The organism is Pseudanabaena sp. SR411 (assembly GCF_002251945.1).
Taxonomy (GTDB): Bacteria; Cyanobacteriota; Cyanobacteriia; order Pseudanabaenales; family Pseudanabaenaceae; genus Pseudanabaena.
This window is the reverse complement of sequence record NZ_NDHW01000242.1, coordinates 1-15,241: the sequence shown is the minus strand read 5'-3', so window position 1 is coordinate 15,241 and position 15,241 is coordinate 1. Positions and strand designations below refer to the sequence as shown.

The 15,241-nt window shown below is 42.0% G+C and carries 14 protein-coding genes; 4 read left to right on the top strand and 10 right to left on the bottom strand.

Features of this window, described 5'->3' with window-relative positions; all coding sequences use genetic code 11:
• Positions 1-777 (top strand): ThiF family adenylyltransferase (locus B9G53_RS24940; protein WP_094536130.1); only part of this gene is annotated, 777 nt, incomplete at its 5' end.
• A gap of 25 nt (positions 778-802) precedes the next feature.
• Here B9G53_RS24940 and B9G53_RS24935 read toward each other — a convergent pair.
• The 3 genes from B9G53_RS24935 to B9G53_RS24925 all read right to left on the bottom strand — a co-directional run bounded on the left by B9G53_RS24935 (position 803) and on the right by B9G53_RS24925 (position 6,229).
• On the bottom strand, positions 803-1,414 hold the full coding sequence (locus B9G53_RS24935; RefSeq protein ID WP_094536129.1) for a hypothetical protein: 612 nt from the start codon (positions 1,412-1,414) through the stop codon (positions 803-805).
• 461 nt (positions 1,415-1,875) lie between these two features.
• On the bottom strand, positions 1,876-5,007 hold the full coding sequence (locus tag B9G53_RS24930) for a plasmid replication protein, CyRepA1 family (RefSeq protein WP_141211891.1): 3,132 nt from the start codon (positions 5,005-5,007) through the stop codon (positions 1,876-1,878).
• 46 nt (positions 5,008-5,053) lie between these two features.
• Positions 5,054-6,229 carry a LysM peptidoglycan-binding domain-containing M23 family metallopeptidase gene (locus B9G53_RS24925; protein WP_141211890.1) on the bottom strand — a complete coding sequence of 392 codons (1,176 nt, stop codon included), beginning with the start codon at positions 6,227-6,229 and terminating at the stop codon, positions 5,054-5,056.
• Between the two features lie 195 nt (positions 6,230-6,424).
• Here B9G53_RS24925 and B9G53_RS24920 point away from each other — a divergent pair, with 195 nt between their 5' ends.
• Positions 6,425-7,570 (top strand): hypothetical protein, encoded by a 1,146-nt coding sequence (locus tag B9G53_RS24920; RefSeq protein ID WP_141211889.1) that lies wholly within the window; start codon positions 6,425-6,427, stop codon positions 7,568-7,570.
• A 98-nt stretch (positions 7,571-7,668) separates the two neighbouring features.
• Here B9G53_RS24920 and B9G53_RS24915 read toward each other — a convergent pair whose 3' ends face one another.
• Genes B9G53_RS24915 through B9G53_RS24900 form a run of 4 tightly spaced genes read right to left on the bottom strand, consistent with a single transcriptional unit; the run spans position 7,669 to position 9,686 of the window.
• Positions 7,669-8,355 carry a DUF6753 family protein gene (locus B9G53_RS24915; RefSeq protein ID WP_094536125.1) on the bottom strand — a complete coding sequence of 229 codons (687 nt, stop codon included), beginning with the start codon at positions 8,353-8,355 and terminating at the stop codon, positions 7,669-7,671.
• A gap of 1 nt (position 8,356) precedes the next feature.
• Positions 8,357-9,076, bottom strand: coding sequence for a mobilization protein MobD-like protein (locus B9G53_RS24910; protein WP_094536124.1), 720 nt, complete (start codon positions 9,074-9,076; stop codon positions 8,357-8,359).
• Positions 9,077-9,090: 14 nt separating this feature from the next.
• Positions 9,091-9,345 (bottom strand): hypothetical protein, encoded by a 255-nt coding sequence (locus B9G53_RS24905; protein WP_094536123.1) that lies wholly within the window; start codon positions 9,343-9,345, stop codon positions 9,091-9,093.
• A complete protein-coding gene (locus tag B9G53_RS24900; protein WP_094536122.1) occupies positions 9,345-9,686 on the bottom strand; it encodes a hypothetical protein in 342 nt (113 codons plus the stop codon). Before B9G53_RS24900 ends, B9G53_RS24905 begins: the two co-directional genes overlap by 1 nt.
• 794 nt (positions 9,687-10,480) lie before the next feature.
• On the opposite strand from B9G53_RS24900, the gene mobC reads away from it, so the two are divergent.
• Together mobC and B9G53_RS24890 are read left to right on the top strand one after the other, a co-directional pair.
• Positions 10,481-10,870, top strand: coding sequence for a plasmid mobilization relaxosome protein MobC (mobC, locus tag B9G53_RS24895; protein WP_094536121.1), 390 nt, complete (start codon positions 10,481-10,483; stop codon positions 10,868-10,870).
• A gap of 9 nt (positions 10,871-10,879) precedes the next feature.
• Entirely contained in the window at positions 10,880-12,397 is a 1,518-nt protein-coding gene (locus B9G53_RS24890; protein ID WP_094536120.1) for a relaxase/mobilization nuclease domain-containing protein, read from the top strand.
• Here B9G53_RS24890 and B9G53_RS24885 read toward each other — a convergent pair.
• The 3 genes from B9G53_RS24885 to B9G53_RS24880 all read right to left on the bottom strand — a co-directional run bounded on the left by B9G53_RS24885 (position 12,352) and on the right by B9G53_RS24880 (position 14,958).
• Complete coding sequence (locus B9G53_RS24885; protein WP_094536119.1) at positions 12,352-12,594, bottom strand: hypothetical protein; 243 nt, start codon at positions 12,592-12,594, stop codon at positions 12,352-12,354. The two genes, B9G53_RS24890 and B9G53_RS24885, sit on opposite strands and share 46 nt — an antisense overlap.
• A 172-nt stretch (positions 12,595-12,766) precedes the next feature.
• A complete protein-coding gene (locus tag B9G53_RS26995) occupies positions 12,767-12,961 on the bottom strand; it encodes a hypothetical protein (protein WP_141211888.1) in 195 nt (64 codons plus the stop codon).
• A 2-nt stretch (positions 12,962-12,963) separates the two neighbouring features.
• The gene (locus B9G53_RS24880) at positions 12,964-14,958 is read right to left on the bottom strand and encodes a WD40 repeat domain-containing protein (RefSeq protein WP_094536118.1); all 1,995 of its coding nucleotides are present in this window, start codon (positions 14,956-14,958) and stop codon (positions 12,964-12,966) included.
• Between the last annotated feature and the right edge of the window lie 283 nt (positions 14,959-15,241).

Below are 15,241 nucleotides of genomic sequence, written 5' to 3'. Positions count from 1 at the left end.
GCCGTATGCGATGAAAATCGCACGTACGGATCTAACAGAGAGGGGCTAGGGATAATACCCTACCTCGACTCAACCTCGCTCACCTTCATTGACCCAGATCGGGTAGAAACAAAAAACATTCCTCGCCAAAACTTTATTCCAAGCGACCTTGGATTGCCTAAAGCATCAGTTCTGGCGGCAAGATATGGGTGGCAATGGGGGATCGAAATTAACGCGATCGCCGCACCATTTAAGGAAAACATGGCAACACTACGCTTGAAGCATTTAGCGATCTGTATTGGCGCAGTAGACAATCCTGAAGCCAGAGTTGAAATTGCCAAAGTTTTAGAAAACGGGAAATCAGTTTTCTGGCTTGACTGCGGCAATCATTACGATTCGGGACAAGTCCTACTTGGCTCACAGGACAAAGTGACAAATATGAAAGGAGCTTTTCATATTTCCACCTTCTGTACGGCGCTACCCTCGCCCGCACTGCAACATCCAGACCTATTGGTTGAACAGGAGACGACGGAAAAAGTGCTGTCATGTGAAGAAGCGGCGATCGTCAACGCGCAGTCGATGTCCATCAACCATCGTATTGCTGACGAAGCATTGGACATGTTACTGCGCTTACTAAGCGGAACCCTTACCCGTTTTGCGACCTATGTAAATTGCAAACATGGCACAGCATGGTCGAGATTCAATACACCTGAAGAAGTTGCCGCAGTGATTGGTGAAACTGAGCAATATCTAAAAGCCACACCCAAGGAATCAAATAGTCAATCTGAGATGTTCTAAACAGAATATCTCAGGTTGACTGTTTTTAACTGCAACGCTTTACTCTGAGAGTCGTTGCGGTTCTGATTGGATGAGAACCTTGAGAAAAGGAAGGAATTTCATCTAGCCAAGGGATACCACATAGTTTGAGTACGACATCAGCACTAGCATATTGAACGAGAGCGCCCCAGTTGGAACAAGCAATCACCCGATTGCGATTAGAAAGTAACCCAATCGGAGGCTTGATAACTTCGATCGAGATAGGAAGCTGATTCTTATGAGCCGCCGCAATTATTTGACAGGTGCAGGGGAAGCAAATATCGCAAAGAAGTGGGTAGTAGAGATCGTTGCAGAGGAAATCAATAATCTCACCCAGAATATCTTCGTTGATATTAACGATCAGAGAATCCTCACCTGTGAAGATGGCTCGAGCAAGTCTAGCTGAGCGAGGAGAAGACCCAGCCGCAAACTGGACATTGCCATACTGAATTACTTCATCAATGGATTTACTAACAAATTCTTGGATGTCAGAACGATGCCGTTTAATAAACTGAGCCGTGATATTGATATCGATGGGTTGAGAAATCTGAGAATCAAGGAAAGTAGTTACAGAGCGCAGTTTTACCTGTTTGGCAGAAAAGCGATCATGATCCCACATTCCGCTCGTAATGGAAGCCTAAAAATATTTACAACGAGACAATGAGGGTTTCAGCGATTTCCTGAGAAATTAATGATAGTAATTCCTATTAGTGAATCATTATTTAAATTGTTAAAATAGTGATTCTTTTGGGATTAAAGCCCAAAATACTTGCTGTATAAGGATTTGCTTTCTAAATATTTTTTTCAGTAAAATAAGAGCGGAATGTGGGATGATGATATTGATAAAAAATACGGATGAAGTTATCGCGTAGGAAATCAAGTCGTTTCTCTTTAGGAGCGACGAAAATATCGGTTAAAGTACCCATTTCGGACCCCACTATAAAATTGCTAAATCAAAATTCCCATACCCCGTTTCTCTAAGCTTAGCTTAGTCTAGTGACTAAAATCGACCATTTTCTCAGGATAGCTCTTTCTGAAGTTATCTAGATGACAAAATAATCATCAAAATTAGTTCAGCGCCTATGAGCAGGGAACAGGGATATGGTGCGTGACTACTGAGCGGATCGCTAAAAATAAAAGTGACAGTTGCTGTTGGATCTTACGTACAGGTTTCCAAGGGGAAAGTTCAATTGGCAGAAGAGCGCTCAAATAGGCTATTACAGAGATAACTTTAGTCCACATTGCAAACTGACAGTTAGCGATCGCCCCCACTTGAGTAATTGTTATAGGGAGGGGGCGATCGCAAAAAATGGGCTGAGGCGCAATAGCAAGTTCAAGAGAAGCTGTGCGTCTTAGCATAATTTCCTGTAACTGTTGCCACGCATCAGGATCGAGCCAACAGACATTAATCATGCCCGTAGCACCATGAAGACGCTTTGAGCAAATCTTCACACCAAGCTGGTTACACAGCAGCCGAAATATCCAAATGTTTGTCGCATTGGTAGAAATGTTAAAGCCCAAATACCTTTTAATATCGAATCTAAACTGACGGCAAATGTCACCCAAGCTGGCCAAGTCAGCATCAGTATACTGAACATCAGGATTGAGTAAGTCTTTCAACCCTAGTCGATCCCTGATAAACCTGCCCAATTCGTGACAAGGCTGATCTGGCAAGAAGATACCCATGCCAAATTTTGCCTGACGCGCAAAAATATCAATATCAGATTCCACAGCAAGAGCTGATTCTGATTGGAGTAAAGCTTCCAACTTGAGAATCTCCGAACGGCGCTGACCATTTTGGTCGTATTCCACAAGTTGTGGTGTAACCTCATCCAGTCCATAAAAATCCGATAGCGCCGTTTTTTCTATGCTCAATCGATCGTCTTGAGACTGACATTCATGTTTAGCGATCGCAGTTTGTTCTGAACTACTCAGTACCTTTGCCCCAGCAACGGCTAGGTAATGCTCCTGTTTAACTTGAGCTAAAGCCGCCTTGATCGACTTACCAAAATCATCATTATTGACGGTGACGACTGTAACTTGATTGCCTTCAAACTTGAGGCGTTCGAGCAGATGATCCCGCAAAGCCCACATCGCTGAATTAGATTTTGCTTCAACATTTGCCCAGAGGTCAATGTGAGTATTCTCCACCGCAATATTATCAACCATCGGCAACAAAGAATCACCCAGCCCAGCGCGAATCAGACTAACTTCCCGATCCCAGCGATTCCTGAGAGTTGCTTTGAGATGCTTGGGAGACTCCGAGCGATCGATTTTACAGAAATTGAAACCGCGCTCAGCACACCAAACTATGCGAGGGACATTATCTCGTACTCGCGATAAAGCCTGACTAGCATCCGCATCCGTAACTGTGCCATAGAACAAACCATAGACTTTGTTAAATCGCTTGACCTCAATCGATATACCCATATTCATTGAAGGAGTGGCAATCACCACATCGTAATTGAAAACGCGCTTATTGATATTAGTCACAAAGTCAGTCTCATGCCGCCCACCACTGGTATCGGAGTTGAACAGCAAGATTTTGGCTTTGGGGCGAATTGACTTGATGCTTTCGACTAACTTAGCGATCGCCTTACTACTGGACTTGCTATCGGTAGTCACAAAGATCCGATTACCCTTTGCGACATCCGCCAATAGTTCTTGAATAATGGGCGCATCGTTACTGGCCACCATAAACTTAGCAGGATAGCCTTCAGGCTTGAAATCGTTTTTAATCAAAAACACATCAGCACCGTCACCACGCAAGGCTTGCAGGTAATTCAAACTGACATCAGAGAGATCGGCATCTGCCACGATTACCCGTTTGGCTAACTTCACCAGAATATGCAAACGGGCAAGGAGAGCAGGACGTTTACCATCCTTGTTACAAGTCGAGCCTGAAATCAAATGTCGCAGCACCTGTTCCACCTCATCGATGACGAGATCGCAACCAACAAACTGACGCGGATCGAAAGCAAGCAAGCTATCAACACAGGCTCCGACCCGCAAGGCATAATCTGAATCAGTAATAAATTGTCCATTGGCAAGATCGAGATCGCCTTTGAAATCAGCATTCATGACTTTACATAAATTGCGAACCAAACTGACCCGATGCCCTAGCAAAGCCAGCTTATCTGTCCCCGCCACGATCGCTGAGATTGCTTTAGTTTTACCAGTTCCTTTAGCCGACTGAATCGCCACAATACCAGTTTGGGGAATGTAATCAGGAATTTGATACTGGTCTAGCTGAAACACCACATTCATGTGCAAATTCTTAGAAGGCTTAAAAGTAAGTTGTTGAGCTTGTTGATGATGCCAAGCATAGGTATTGAGAGAGACGGCTGCCAAATAAACCCGCTCGAAAGCATCCACACCCCGATCGACAATAAAATCGTCAACCCCAGTTTTGTCAGTACTTTCAAGCAAAGGAAGCTGGATTACTTTGACCTGACATTGCGCTTCCGCAAAAAGTTTGCCAGTTCTGACCGTGGCAAGAAAAATATTATGTTTTGTTTTCTCCTTAGTTTCGGCATCAAAGCAAAACAGTACTTGTCGCTCTGGTATAGCAAATTTAGCTAGATAAGGCTGAAGTGACAACACCCCATGCTCATCAGTAACTCGCCCCATCGTAATACCACTCAAAGCGATCGCCACATAACCCTGAGAAAGCAAGCAGCAAGCTTTTTTCATTCCTTCACAAATAAAGATCGGAATTTCAGGATGCTGGCTGACCCAATCCCAAAAGTTGATCGAAGTAGATAAATTAGAGCAATCTAAGTCAATGGCATAGCGGTCAACCACCTTTTGCCAAATTGAATGAGTGACCAAGGCAAACCCACCAACTTGCTCACGCTTAACAGGGTTCTCATACTTTCGGGGCTTGCCTTTCTGGGAATCAATGATAGGATGACTGAGCTTAACCTGAAATACTTCAGATTTCTCTAAGAGTGGATTCCAAGTATTAATCAGAGCCGCAAACAGTTCAGGGCGTTGCTGACGACCAGATTGCCAAGCCGTCCGCCACTTAGAAGCATTCCAGTTTAGAGCCTCATGAATGGGATAGCTGATATCATCGCCATTAGTGATGGCTTCATCAGCCAAGATTTCAACGGTAGAAGCGAAAAGTTCGGGATTTATAGCACTGCCATCAACCCATTCACGTTGTACTAAATCAGAGAATGTAAGCAGGCTTTTAGGTAGTAATTGCATTTTTAAGTTTAAGTGAATAAATAGAGCTTCGGTAAAAAAAATATAATTATTGTTTCGCCAAATAAGCCATTGGATCGGTAGCAATACCCCCTTGTGGGCGGATTTCAAAGTGGAGGTGAGGACCTGTACTATTCCCTGTACTACCCACAGCAGCCACTACTTGAGACTGAGTAACGGCATCTCCTTGTTTGACAAACAGAACATCGAGATGAGCATAACGAGAAATCGAACCATCACGATGCCGAATATCGAGCATATTGCCATAGCCGCTATCATCCCACCCCGCAAATTCAACGATACCATTAGCCGCAGCCCAGACAGGAGTACCGACAGGTGCAGCAATATCAATACCTTGATGGATTTTCCCCCACCGCCAACCATAACCTGAAGAGATCGTACCTTGAGTAGGCCAGATGAATGCAGAATTAGTGTTTTTGTCAATTAAGTCATTTTTTGCGGGAAGAGTGGGTAAGATGACTTGTAGGTACTGGTTTTGATTCTCAGAGTTGGAAATTGTTGAAGCAATTAACTGTTCTTGGTTAATCACCAGACGATCAAGGGTTTCCAAATCCTTAGTCAGTCTAAACATTTCTACGGTTGTCATCCGCGCCTCTGACTCAGGCAGCATGGCTAACTCAGTAGGAATTTGGACTCCTTGAAAGTGAAATCGCGATATCCAACTCTTATCAGTCAGGGGCTGTTCCGTAAATTGACTAGAATACAAACTGGTCAGAGGCGGAACCTCATTGGTTAATTGCAACAGACGTTGACGTAAAACATCTCGTTTAAGTACAAGCTCCTGTTTGGTTTTTCCCTCCCGTCGCTTGATCAGGCTACTAACATCACCAGGGATGACTAAAGGTTGTGCAATACGCAAGTAATCAGTAGCCAGTATTCCTGAAGCATGGGAAATGGCTTGCTGCGGGACTTGATACAGGTTGGCAATCTGACTGAGTGTATCATCAGGTTGGACTTTATAAACAATCCCCTCAATAGGAGGAATGATGAGTTGTGTACCAATCGGTAAATCCGTAACCGCACTAATGCCGTTAGAAGTAGCGATCGCCGCCGCATCAACATGATAAAGCTGAGTCAATTTATAGAGAGTATCGCCAGCCTGCACTTGATGCACTTTTGCCCCAATATTTTGAGATTCCCACCAGTTGGTAAGATCGACTTTTGGGGTAGTATCCGTCCTAACAATTGCGGGGCTAACTGCCACTTGATATAAAATTATAATAGTGTTGATAGACCAGTAAACTACTGCATCTCCTCTTTTTTGAAAAGCTCGACTCACATAGCATATTGGCAAGAGGTAATTTTGGGAATACTTCGAGCCAACTCTACAGATTTTTCAGTATTGTGATTACCGTAAACCAGATTAAAAATTCAAGTCAAAATATTTAAGGATGAACAAATGAGCAAGCAAAAATTAGACAGTAAGCGTAAGCATAGCCCAGAGATAACTTCACAGGCCTCTGAATATATCAGGCTATATACGGAAGAGAATTATCCACTTAGAGAAATAGCCAACCAATTTAAGGTCGGAGTTTCGACGGTATATAACGGTATGGTTTCAGCAGGATTTACAGAATTTAGGGCGCGTAGTTCTCGCAGCAGCCATTCGAGAATGTCGATGGAGCAGCAGGCGATCGCCTTATACCAATCAGGACTAACGAGGTCAGCGATCGTCCAAAAATTAAATGTCGCTGCCAGAACCCTCAACAAAATCCTTGAAAAGCATAATATTCCCATTCGTCGGGGCATCGATCCAGTTACTTCAGCCAATCGCGCCGCACAATACAACAAAGCCTATAACGATTACAACTTAACCCTGAGAGAAACCGCAGAGATGTTTGGTATCTCGCACCCAATCGTATTGCAGGAACTAAAGCGCAATGGCTACCCGATCCGCCAAAGCGTAGACTCCAAAAACCGTTTGAAATTAAGACTAAAACATAAATTAGGCGGTATCGCAGGATTAGCAGTACCCAAACTGACCCCAAGGCAAAGAGAGCGCCGCCAGATTTTGCTGCGAATCAGACAAAGGCAAGAAGATAAACTAAAACTAAAACGGCTAGAAGGCTATGCCCGCGCCCAAGAATATTGGCAACTAGTCTGCGAGGGAGGACTAGAATTTGACCAAGTAGGCGCGATGTTTGGAGTCACAGGCAAAACCGTTGAACGGATCATTAAGCGCAATGGTATTGACATCAAAGAACTATCACGGAAAGAAAAAGCCGAAGCCTTCAAGGAAGAAGCTGTAATCGCCAAACAATATTGGGATCTGTACAACCAGCCCATGAGCCTAGAAAATGTAGGTCATCTGTTTGGCTTAAGCGATTCCACGATTAGGCTAGTGCTGATCAAGCATGGCTACGAAATTCGTAAACGCGGACGATTATTCAACACTGCGCCCACCATAAGGAAACCCAAAAATCCTAAAAAGTCCAAGGTGGTAGTAGTATCAGAAGAAAGCGTCGTTGCAACTTCAAACGCTTTAGACTTTTTAGCACCGAATACACCGAATTCGCCTAATACAAAAGTCAAAAAATCTACTTAAACGATGATTTAAAAAGTAAATATTACGAAATTTTAAACGTTTTTAGACTATAAAAGTTAGCTATAGTGTTTTTTGAGTCATGAATTGTCGCAACCGAATTAACGGCGATCCTCATAGACTCTCTGGGTTTCAGGCAATACCCATAGAGCGCATAAACCTTTAGTCACATATTTACCATTGAGAATGATTAAAGCTTCCTTGAGGTTTTGCTGATCCTGAAGGCAGGTTTTTAAAATACTCTGATTCCAGTCCACGAGATTCCTTGCAAGTTTGCCGTTGTCACTTGCCACCCACTCCAAATCCCTAGCGGATTGGGCGTTTAGACTGGGTGTAGGTAAAAACAGTTTTGCGATCGCCAAGCCCGAAACCAGACCCGCCGCTAAGCCAATCATCAACATCCCCGCACAGAAACCAATGAAGGGCAAGCTAATCGCCCGCCAATAACCTTGGGATTCCTTATGCTGTTTGTTTTTGATGATATTCGCGATCGCCTGACTAATCGCCACCTCCTGTTCCTTAACCGCAGTCTCGCGTAGAGTTGTCAGAAAGTCGCGGAACTTTTGGATACCAACATCGAAGCCTTTAGCTAAGGCATTTTGGAGTAGATTTGGCGCAGTGGCAACTGTTGCCGCAACTTGGGCATTAGACAAGAAAATCGCAATGTAAGGATCGTTCTGGGGAATGCCAGACTTAGCCACAATCTCGTAGATTTTGGCTTTGACCACAGGATCGTAGTCATGGATGGCGATATCAAGATAGGTTTTGGGCAGGGGATCGCTATTCATACTAGGCTTTCAATTCCTGTAGCTGTTTGGCTTTGGGTAGAAGTCCAGTTGACTCAAAAGCTTTATAGGCGTCACGTAAATATGTTTTGATTTGATTCCTGCCAATGATGCCAAATTCAGGGTAATTGGAAGCATCCTCGAAGGTGAGCCGCTTAGCATTAATTTCGATCCGCCTACCATCACTCAACTTGGGAAAGTCAATCACCGCAACGTTGTATTCAGCGATCGCTTTCTGGATTGCTTCGTGGGCTTTGAAGTACCCCCATTCATCACAGCGTCCCCAATTTTTGATAAATACATGGGTGATATAGCCTTGATAATGCTCTAGCGACTCGATAAATAGCTCAATGGAGTCGCTTTCACCGTCACTGACAAACCACTTGATAAAAGTCACGTCATGTTCTTTGCCCAAATCCAGTAATCCTTTAGTGTCAATCCACTTTGATACTGCTCGGTGAGCCTGAGCGGGTAAATTGACGACAACCGTTTTCTTGAGTGCATATTCAAAAATGGCATCAGCCACATCAGCCATTTTTTCATTTTCAGAGAAAACAGCAGCCTTAGATTCTTTGTAAATGTTGAGTACGGTTGGGTTACTACGATCTGTTTCAATACTGGCGCGGGGAATTGCGTTATCGATCAGGTATTGCAGCATGGTGCGTGCGACCCAGCTTTTACCCACACCACCTTTTTCACCGTCGATCAGGTTGATATTTGCCATAATGTTTTCTCCTATTACCTATTGAAGTACTTCAAGATTTTTTGTTGCGCCAAATCATCATCGTCGTCATCATCTTCCACGGGGAAAGACTTTGGGACAATGCTTTGTGGTTTGGTGGTTGCCTTGCTGCTGTTTGGCTTTACTACTGAGATTGGTTCAGAGCGATCGCTATTTTCTAAATCAGCAAGCTTTGTTAATGTAGGCGGCGTATTTGGATTGGCAATACGATCCGACACGCTCATAGCCGTTTGTGGACTTACTTTAGACATTAACGATTGAGTCTGGTGTAATGCTCGAACTGATTTTGCGGCGGCGCGTTTTTCTCTAGATTCAGCTTTTTTTTTTCTTCAGAGATTTTCTTGAGATACTGCCTGAGAGTCGGATTAGAAATAGTGAAATGAAGTTCATCTTTCAGCTTTTCACAGACGGCATCATAGGAATATCCCGAAGCAACTAAAGCTCTAATCCCTACTTCAAGGGTACGGATAATGTCTATCTTCTTCCTTAGTTTATTGCACTTTTGTGTGGAGTTAGCCCACTGATCGGATAAGGCTACCAACTTATCAGCGTCTAGCTCCACAAGTGTGGAATCTGAAATATTTTCAGTCATTGTTGTAACTATATTTTTCTTTCATGGTTTGTTTTAAATTTAGCTAGCGTATTTCTCAGATATGGCGATCGCTCAGCAAGCTTCTTAACATACTGATTTTATAAATACCTAAATCTATTAGCGCCTTTATCATAGCTATAAACAGAGAATAGTGGGTATTTTTTTGTTTTTATTTTTTTAGTTGCGAATACTAAAAGACTTTTTAAAGATACTTAATTTAAGAGTCGATAACGTAGAAGCAATAAAAAAATTATTTTTAGTATAGAGTTTTCTTACTTTTAGCAAGAAATTTTTTGTGCTGCGATAATATTTTTTTACTATTAATTTCCAAAGAAAATAACTACTGGCGTTATATTTTTTGTTCGGAGTAGATATTTTTTCTCGACAGGTTCATATAATTTTTTCGACAATTTCTCACGGATCGACAACATTGAGCGAACGATTTTGCGCCGTTTGCGGTATGTGTGTCGATTGCGGCAAGCTATGTTGCTTGTCGGACAAGAAATCGCACTAACGTTTGATTTTTGTTCGACAGCAACATTAACGCTTGCCAAAGGGGAATTCCCCCTTTGGATTCCCCCTTCAACAAAAAACAAAACTGTCAATTAAAAAAACTGAAGCGTAACTAATTGTATGCAAATTATTTTTTGCAGATCTAAAACATTTTAAAATTCAAGTCTGCGTGAAAAAATGTAGACTATATTTGTGGCAGGCGAGTATATCTCGTCGAGTTTCTTGTTTTTGAATATTTGTTCAATAACATTTGTGCAAAATAAACTTTAGGGATAGCAGTAATGACTTTATCCGTTAGATTTACGGTACGCATGACTGAAGATGAAAAAGCTTTATTGGAGGAAAAAGCAAGCAAACTGAATGTTAATTCCAGCGAATTTGTCCGATGTGCAACTTTTAACTACGATCCACCATCACCACAAATCCAAGTGGCTAGCGTTGACTGGAAGATATACCACCTGTTAGGGCAGGTTAAATTTGAGTTGAATAAAATTGGTACCAATGTTAACCAGTTAGCTCATGATGCAAATTTAAGCGTAATGATGGGGAGTCCCATGCAGTCACAACTTGAAGAACTAAATGAGTTCTCTGGTTGTCTCCATCAACTTATCGGCTTAATGTCCGAGATGAGATCTCAGATTACGGATAGTACAGGCGTAAAACCTAAGTAGGAAACAAGGATGATTGGTAAAATTATTAAGGGAAGTGGCTTTCAAGGGTGTCTGTGTTATGTGATGGGAAAAACTGGCGCAGCGGTGATCGATACAAATATGGATGGAAATGATCCATATAGTCTAGCGACTGAGTTTTCTCTGTCATGGCAACTGCGCCCTAAACTAGGGCATACAGTTTGCCACATAATCCTCAGTCTTAGTCCTGATGAGCATCTTAATGATGTTTCTTGGCAGAAAGCGATCGCTCAATATCTTAAAGAAATGGGATTTACCAACAATCAGTACATTGCGGTAAAGCATACTGACCAAGAAAATCACGAGCATATTCATTTAGTTACCAGTCGAGTGAAGATGGATGGTTCAGTGGTCTCAGATAGCTGGGATTGGATTCGTAGCCAAGATGTAATCCGAAAATTGGAAAAAGACTTTGAATTAGAGTCCATACCTTCAAGTTGGGAAAGCGATCGCCAAGAGCAAACTAAAAACCAGATTGAAAATGAGAAACAAACGGGCAAGTCTACAGTCAAGAGGCAACTTGCGGATAGGATTGACCAAATCTTGACGAACACCACAGCACTGTCAGATTTTATTGAGCAGTTAAATCGTGAGGGGATTGAAGTCAAGGTTGACCGCGATCGTAAGGGAAAACCTAAAGGTATTGCTTATAAATTCGATGGTGTAAGCATGGCTGGCTCAAGTGTAGGCAAAGCTTATTCATTGCCGCGTATTTTAAAACGGCTGGGCAATGTTTCTGAGCGGGGAATCCAACTTAGTACTTCTGACTTTGTATCTCATGTATCTCTGGCAATCAGGGAGCGAGTAAAAGCAGGAATGACCATGCCCCAGCTTATTGAGCAGCTTCGACAATTAGGAGTGGATGCTTATGTCAAATGCACTCGCAATAAGAAGGTTAAGGGTATTTCCTATAGTTTTGGAGATAACAGCATTCAAGGTAATGAATTAGGAAAAGAGTTTAGCTGGGGCGGACTTCAGAAGTATTTACAGGTAAGTTACGATCCAGTGCGGGATATGCCAATTATTCTGGAGATGCAGGGAGCTAATTCTAAGGCGACAAGTCAAGAATCTCCTCCTCAAGAATCCGAAGGACTACCAGATAGTTTATTTGCTGAGCTTGCGCTGGAACTAGAAAGACTGCGATCTCTACAATTACCCAACCCAATTCAGCCTGAGAATGTGCTTGAAAATAAGACCTCAATCACCCCAGAACATGAAGGCATAGATAAGGCTCATCTGGTCGCCGCGCTCTGCCATCAACTTCTTAATGAGCTAGGGGCTGATAGTTTTGGAGAAACTGGCAAGAATTCTTATGGTATCCAACGAAGTGGAGATGCTCTGACAATTGAGAATTTACGAGGCGATCGCCAGATTATTTTGCAGGTTAAGGGGCAGGAAATTGAATTTGTCAATTTGAGCGAATTTGATATCCAACAATTTGAGCAGGCTTGGCAGCATCGATCTCAAGCACAGCAACAAAATATTGACTCACAAGCCAAAATTGGATGAGCTACCATGAGACAGTTTTGCATCTTGCCAATGCACGTTACAAAATAGCGATCGGCGATCGCATACAATCCAGCTTTACTATCTTGTAGAGCGTCAATCAGCTTCTTGACTTCTCTTTTGGTATCAACACTTGAGATGGCTGTGTCACCATCCATTTCGCACACAAAACCATTGCTGAATACTTGAATCCAACTCATAAGTTTTCTCCTTTTAAATTCTGCTTTAGTCTTTTAGTCTGATTTCTCCCTAAGTCGCCAAGACTACTACTTGGTGGAGGCAACTCCGAAGGGAAAATCAAAAACTAACAATATAGATGAACGGCACTGAAAAAATGAGTAATTTCTTCTATGATTAGAGCATTTAGAGGGATTAAGAATAAGGGCTTTGTGCCACCTGTGAAGGGTTGGTTTCCTTGATTTGCCCTACATCAACTGTATTATTAATGTGTTTATGAGAATCAGTAAGTCTACAAAAATATATCAAGGGATATATTTCTAGATGTACAGGGTACTGATCATAAATGCGATCGCTGTATCTCTCTGTATCGCTACTTCCCTTTGACATCTCTATCTCCTTGTAAGTGATAAAGTAGATAGGGGAGCAGGAATGCCTTCGCAAGCCTTCTTGGCACGTTGTCTCAGGTTACGACTTTCTTCGGGGATGTTGAGATCGTTGCTGAGGGAAGCGAAATCATGTAGATGATCACACATGGCAGAGAGAGAATATTCTAGATCAAGATCCCACAATTTCAAGTTGTTTTCACTGACTGTTATGAATCTTTTCCCATCAGGTGAAAAAGCGACATTCTTAACTGAAGATCCTATATTGACAGAATCTTGGTGTAAAAATGTCTGTAAAATTCTGCCGTCTAGTTTCCACAGCTTAGCAGTGCCGCCTGTGCTGCCTGTAAGGATAGTCTCACCATCTGGGGAAAAAGCGACGCTTGTAACAATATCTTGAAACATTTTGAAGGTTTGGAGCAAACTGCCGTCTAGTTTCCACAACTTAGCAGTGCCATCCTTATTCTTATGACTACCTGTAAGGACAGTCTCACCATCAGGTGAAAAAGCGACACTTATAACATCATAATCGTGTGCAAATGTCTTTAACAAGTTGCCATCAATGCTCCACAATTTTGCGAATTTATCCTCTCCAGTCAAAAATGTCTTACCATCAGGCGAAAAAGCGACGCTATTAACAGCGTAATCGTGTGCAAATATCTTTAACAAGCTACCATCAATGCTCCACAATTTTGCCGCTTTCACCTCTCCAGTCAAAAATGTCTTACCATCAGGCGAAAATGTAATACTATCAACCGAATAATCGTGTGGAAACGTCTTTAACAAACTACCATCAACACTCCACAATTTTGCGAATTTATCCCCTCCAGTCAAAAATGTCTTACTATCACGCGAAAATGCAACACTTGTAACAGCATAATCGTGTGGAAATATCTTTAACAAACTACCACCAACACTCCACAATTTTGCTGCTTTTTTCTCTCCAGTCAAAAATGTCTTTCCATCAGGTGAAAATACAACAGTAGAAATTTGATAAGGAAATGTTTGTAAGCTTCTCCTACTGATATTCCACAACTTCACTGTTTCATCAATACTGCCAGTGAGAATTGTTTTACTATCAGGGGAAAAGGCAACGCTTTTGACATGAGCCTGATGACCTTTAAAAGTTTGAAGCAATCTACCGTATATATTCCATAACTTTGCTGTTCCATCTCTACTACCTGTGAGGATGGTTTCACCATTGCTTGAAAAAGCAACACGATAAACTTCATGCTGATGATTTAATGTTTGTAGCAATCTACCATTGATGTTCCATAACTTTGCTTTGTAATCAGCACTACCTGTGATTATTGTATTTCCATCGGGTGAAAAAGCGACACTTCTGACATAATCTTTGTCTATAAATGTCTGCAAAAGTATACCATCGATGTTCCACAGCTTTGCTATTTTTAATTCTCCAGTCAATAATTTCTTACCATCAGGGGAAAAGGCAACTGTATTGACAGAATTTTCATGTACAAATGTGTGCAAAACCCTACCATCGATATTCCACAAATTTGCGGTACGATCAGCACTCCCTGTCAAAAAGCTCTTGCTGTCAGGTGAAAAGGCAACGCTGTAGACTTGATCTGCATGACTGAAAGATGCTAACAATCTACCTTTAGTATTCCATAGTTTTGCCGTGTGATCGGAACTACCTGTCATTATCATTTCACCATTGGGAGAAAAGGCAACACTATTAACTAAACGCTTGTGAGGAAATGTCTGTAAAAGCTTACCGTCAAGGCTCCACAACTTGGCTGTATTATCCGCACCTCCTGTCAAAAAACTCTTGCCATCAGGGGAGAACGCTACACTATAAACAGATTCTTTGTAACCTTGAAATATATTTTTTTGTCTAGGAATATCTGTAGCACGAAAAACAGTTGAGACTAGCTCTAGTCGCGTATCTCCCTGCAGATCCTCTAAAGATTTTGTCCATTCTTTAGCTTTAGCAACCATTGCCACCTGTTCTTCTAGGTCAAATAATTCAGCATCCATTAATCCCTTCCAGTAGAAACTATCAGCTCTGGCTTCTGCATTTATTCTTCTAACTTCCGAAATTTTCGACTGCTTAGTAGCTTCCTGAGCATTTATTGTGGCGATGCCCTGTTGTTTTTTAGCCTCATCTCTTTGCTTACTCCCTTCCCGCTATAAGATCAGTGAATTAATGAAAAGATAAAATCCAGTGTTTTTCGTAATTGTATTTTTGAGAGAAATTGACTGGATTCAAAAAACTGCTCTAGCTGATTAGTGATATCTCCTAATGTTTTGCCAATAGGTA

Bases quoted from the DNA above. Each gene is read 5' to 3' on its own strand.
- B9G53_RS24910 (WP_094536124.1), bottom strand. From the start codon at position 9,076: ATGGCAAATATCAACCTGATCGACGGTGAAAAAGGTGGTGTGGGTAAA.
- B9G53_RS24935 (WP_094536129.1), bottom strand. From the start codon at position 1,414: ATGTGGGATCATGATCGCTTTTCTGCCAAACAGGTAAAACTGCGCTCT.
- mobC (WP_094536121.1), top strand. From the start codon at position 10,481: ATGACTTTATCCGTTAGATTTACGGTACGCATGACTGAAGATGAAAAA.
- B9G53_RS24905 (WP_094536123.1), bottom strand. From the start codon at position 9,345: ATGTCTAAAGTAAGTCCACAAACGGCTATGAGCGTGTCGGATCGTATT.
- B9G53_RS24880 (WP_094536118.1), bottom strand. From the start codon at position 14,958: ATGGATGCTGAATTATTTGACCTAGAAGAACAGGTGGCAATGGTTGCT.
- B9G53_RS24885 (WP_094536119.1), bottom strand. From the start codon at position 12,594: ATGAGTTGGATTCAAGTATTCAGCAATGGTTTTGTGTGCGAAATGGAT.
- B9G53_RS24890 (WP_094536120.1), top strand. From the start codon at position 10,880: ATGATTGGTAAAATTATTAAGGGAAGTGGCTTTCAAGGGTGTCTGTGT.
- B9G53_RS24915 (WP_094536125.1), bottom strand. From the start codon at position 8,355: ATGAATAGCGATCCCCTGCCCAAAACCTATCTTGATATCGCCATCCAT.
- B9G53_RS24900 (WP_094536122.1), bottom strand. From the start codon at position 9,686: ATGACTGAAAATATTTCAGATTCCACACTTGTGGAGCTAGACGCTGAT.
- B9G53_RS24920 (WP_141211889.1), top strand. From the start codon at position 6,425: ATGAGCAAGCAAAAATTAGACAGTAAGCGTAAGCATAGCCCAGAGATA.
- B9G53_RS24930 (WP_141211891.1), bottom strand. From the start codon at position 5,007: ATGCAATTACTACCTAAAAGCCTGCTTACATTCTCTGATTTAGTACAA.
- B9G53_RS26995 (WP_141211888.1), bottom strand. From the start codon at position 12,961: ATGTCAAAGGGAAGTAGCGATACAGAGAGATACAGCGATCGCATTTAT.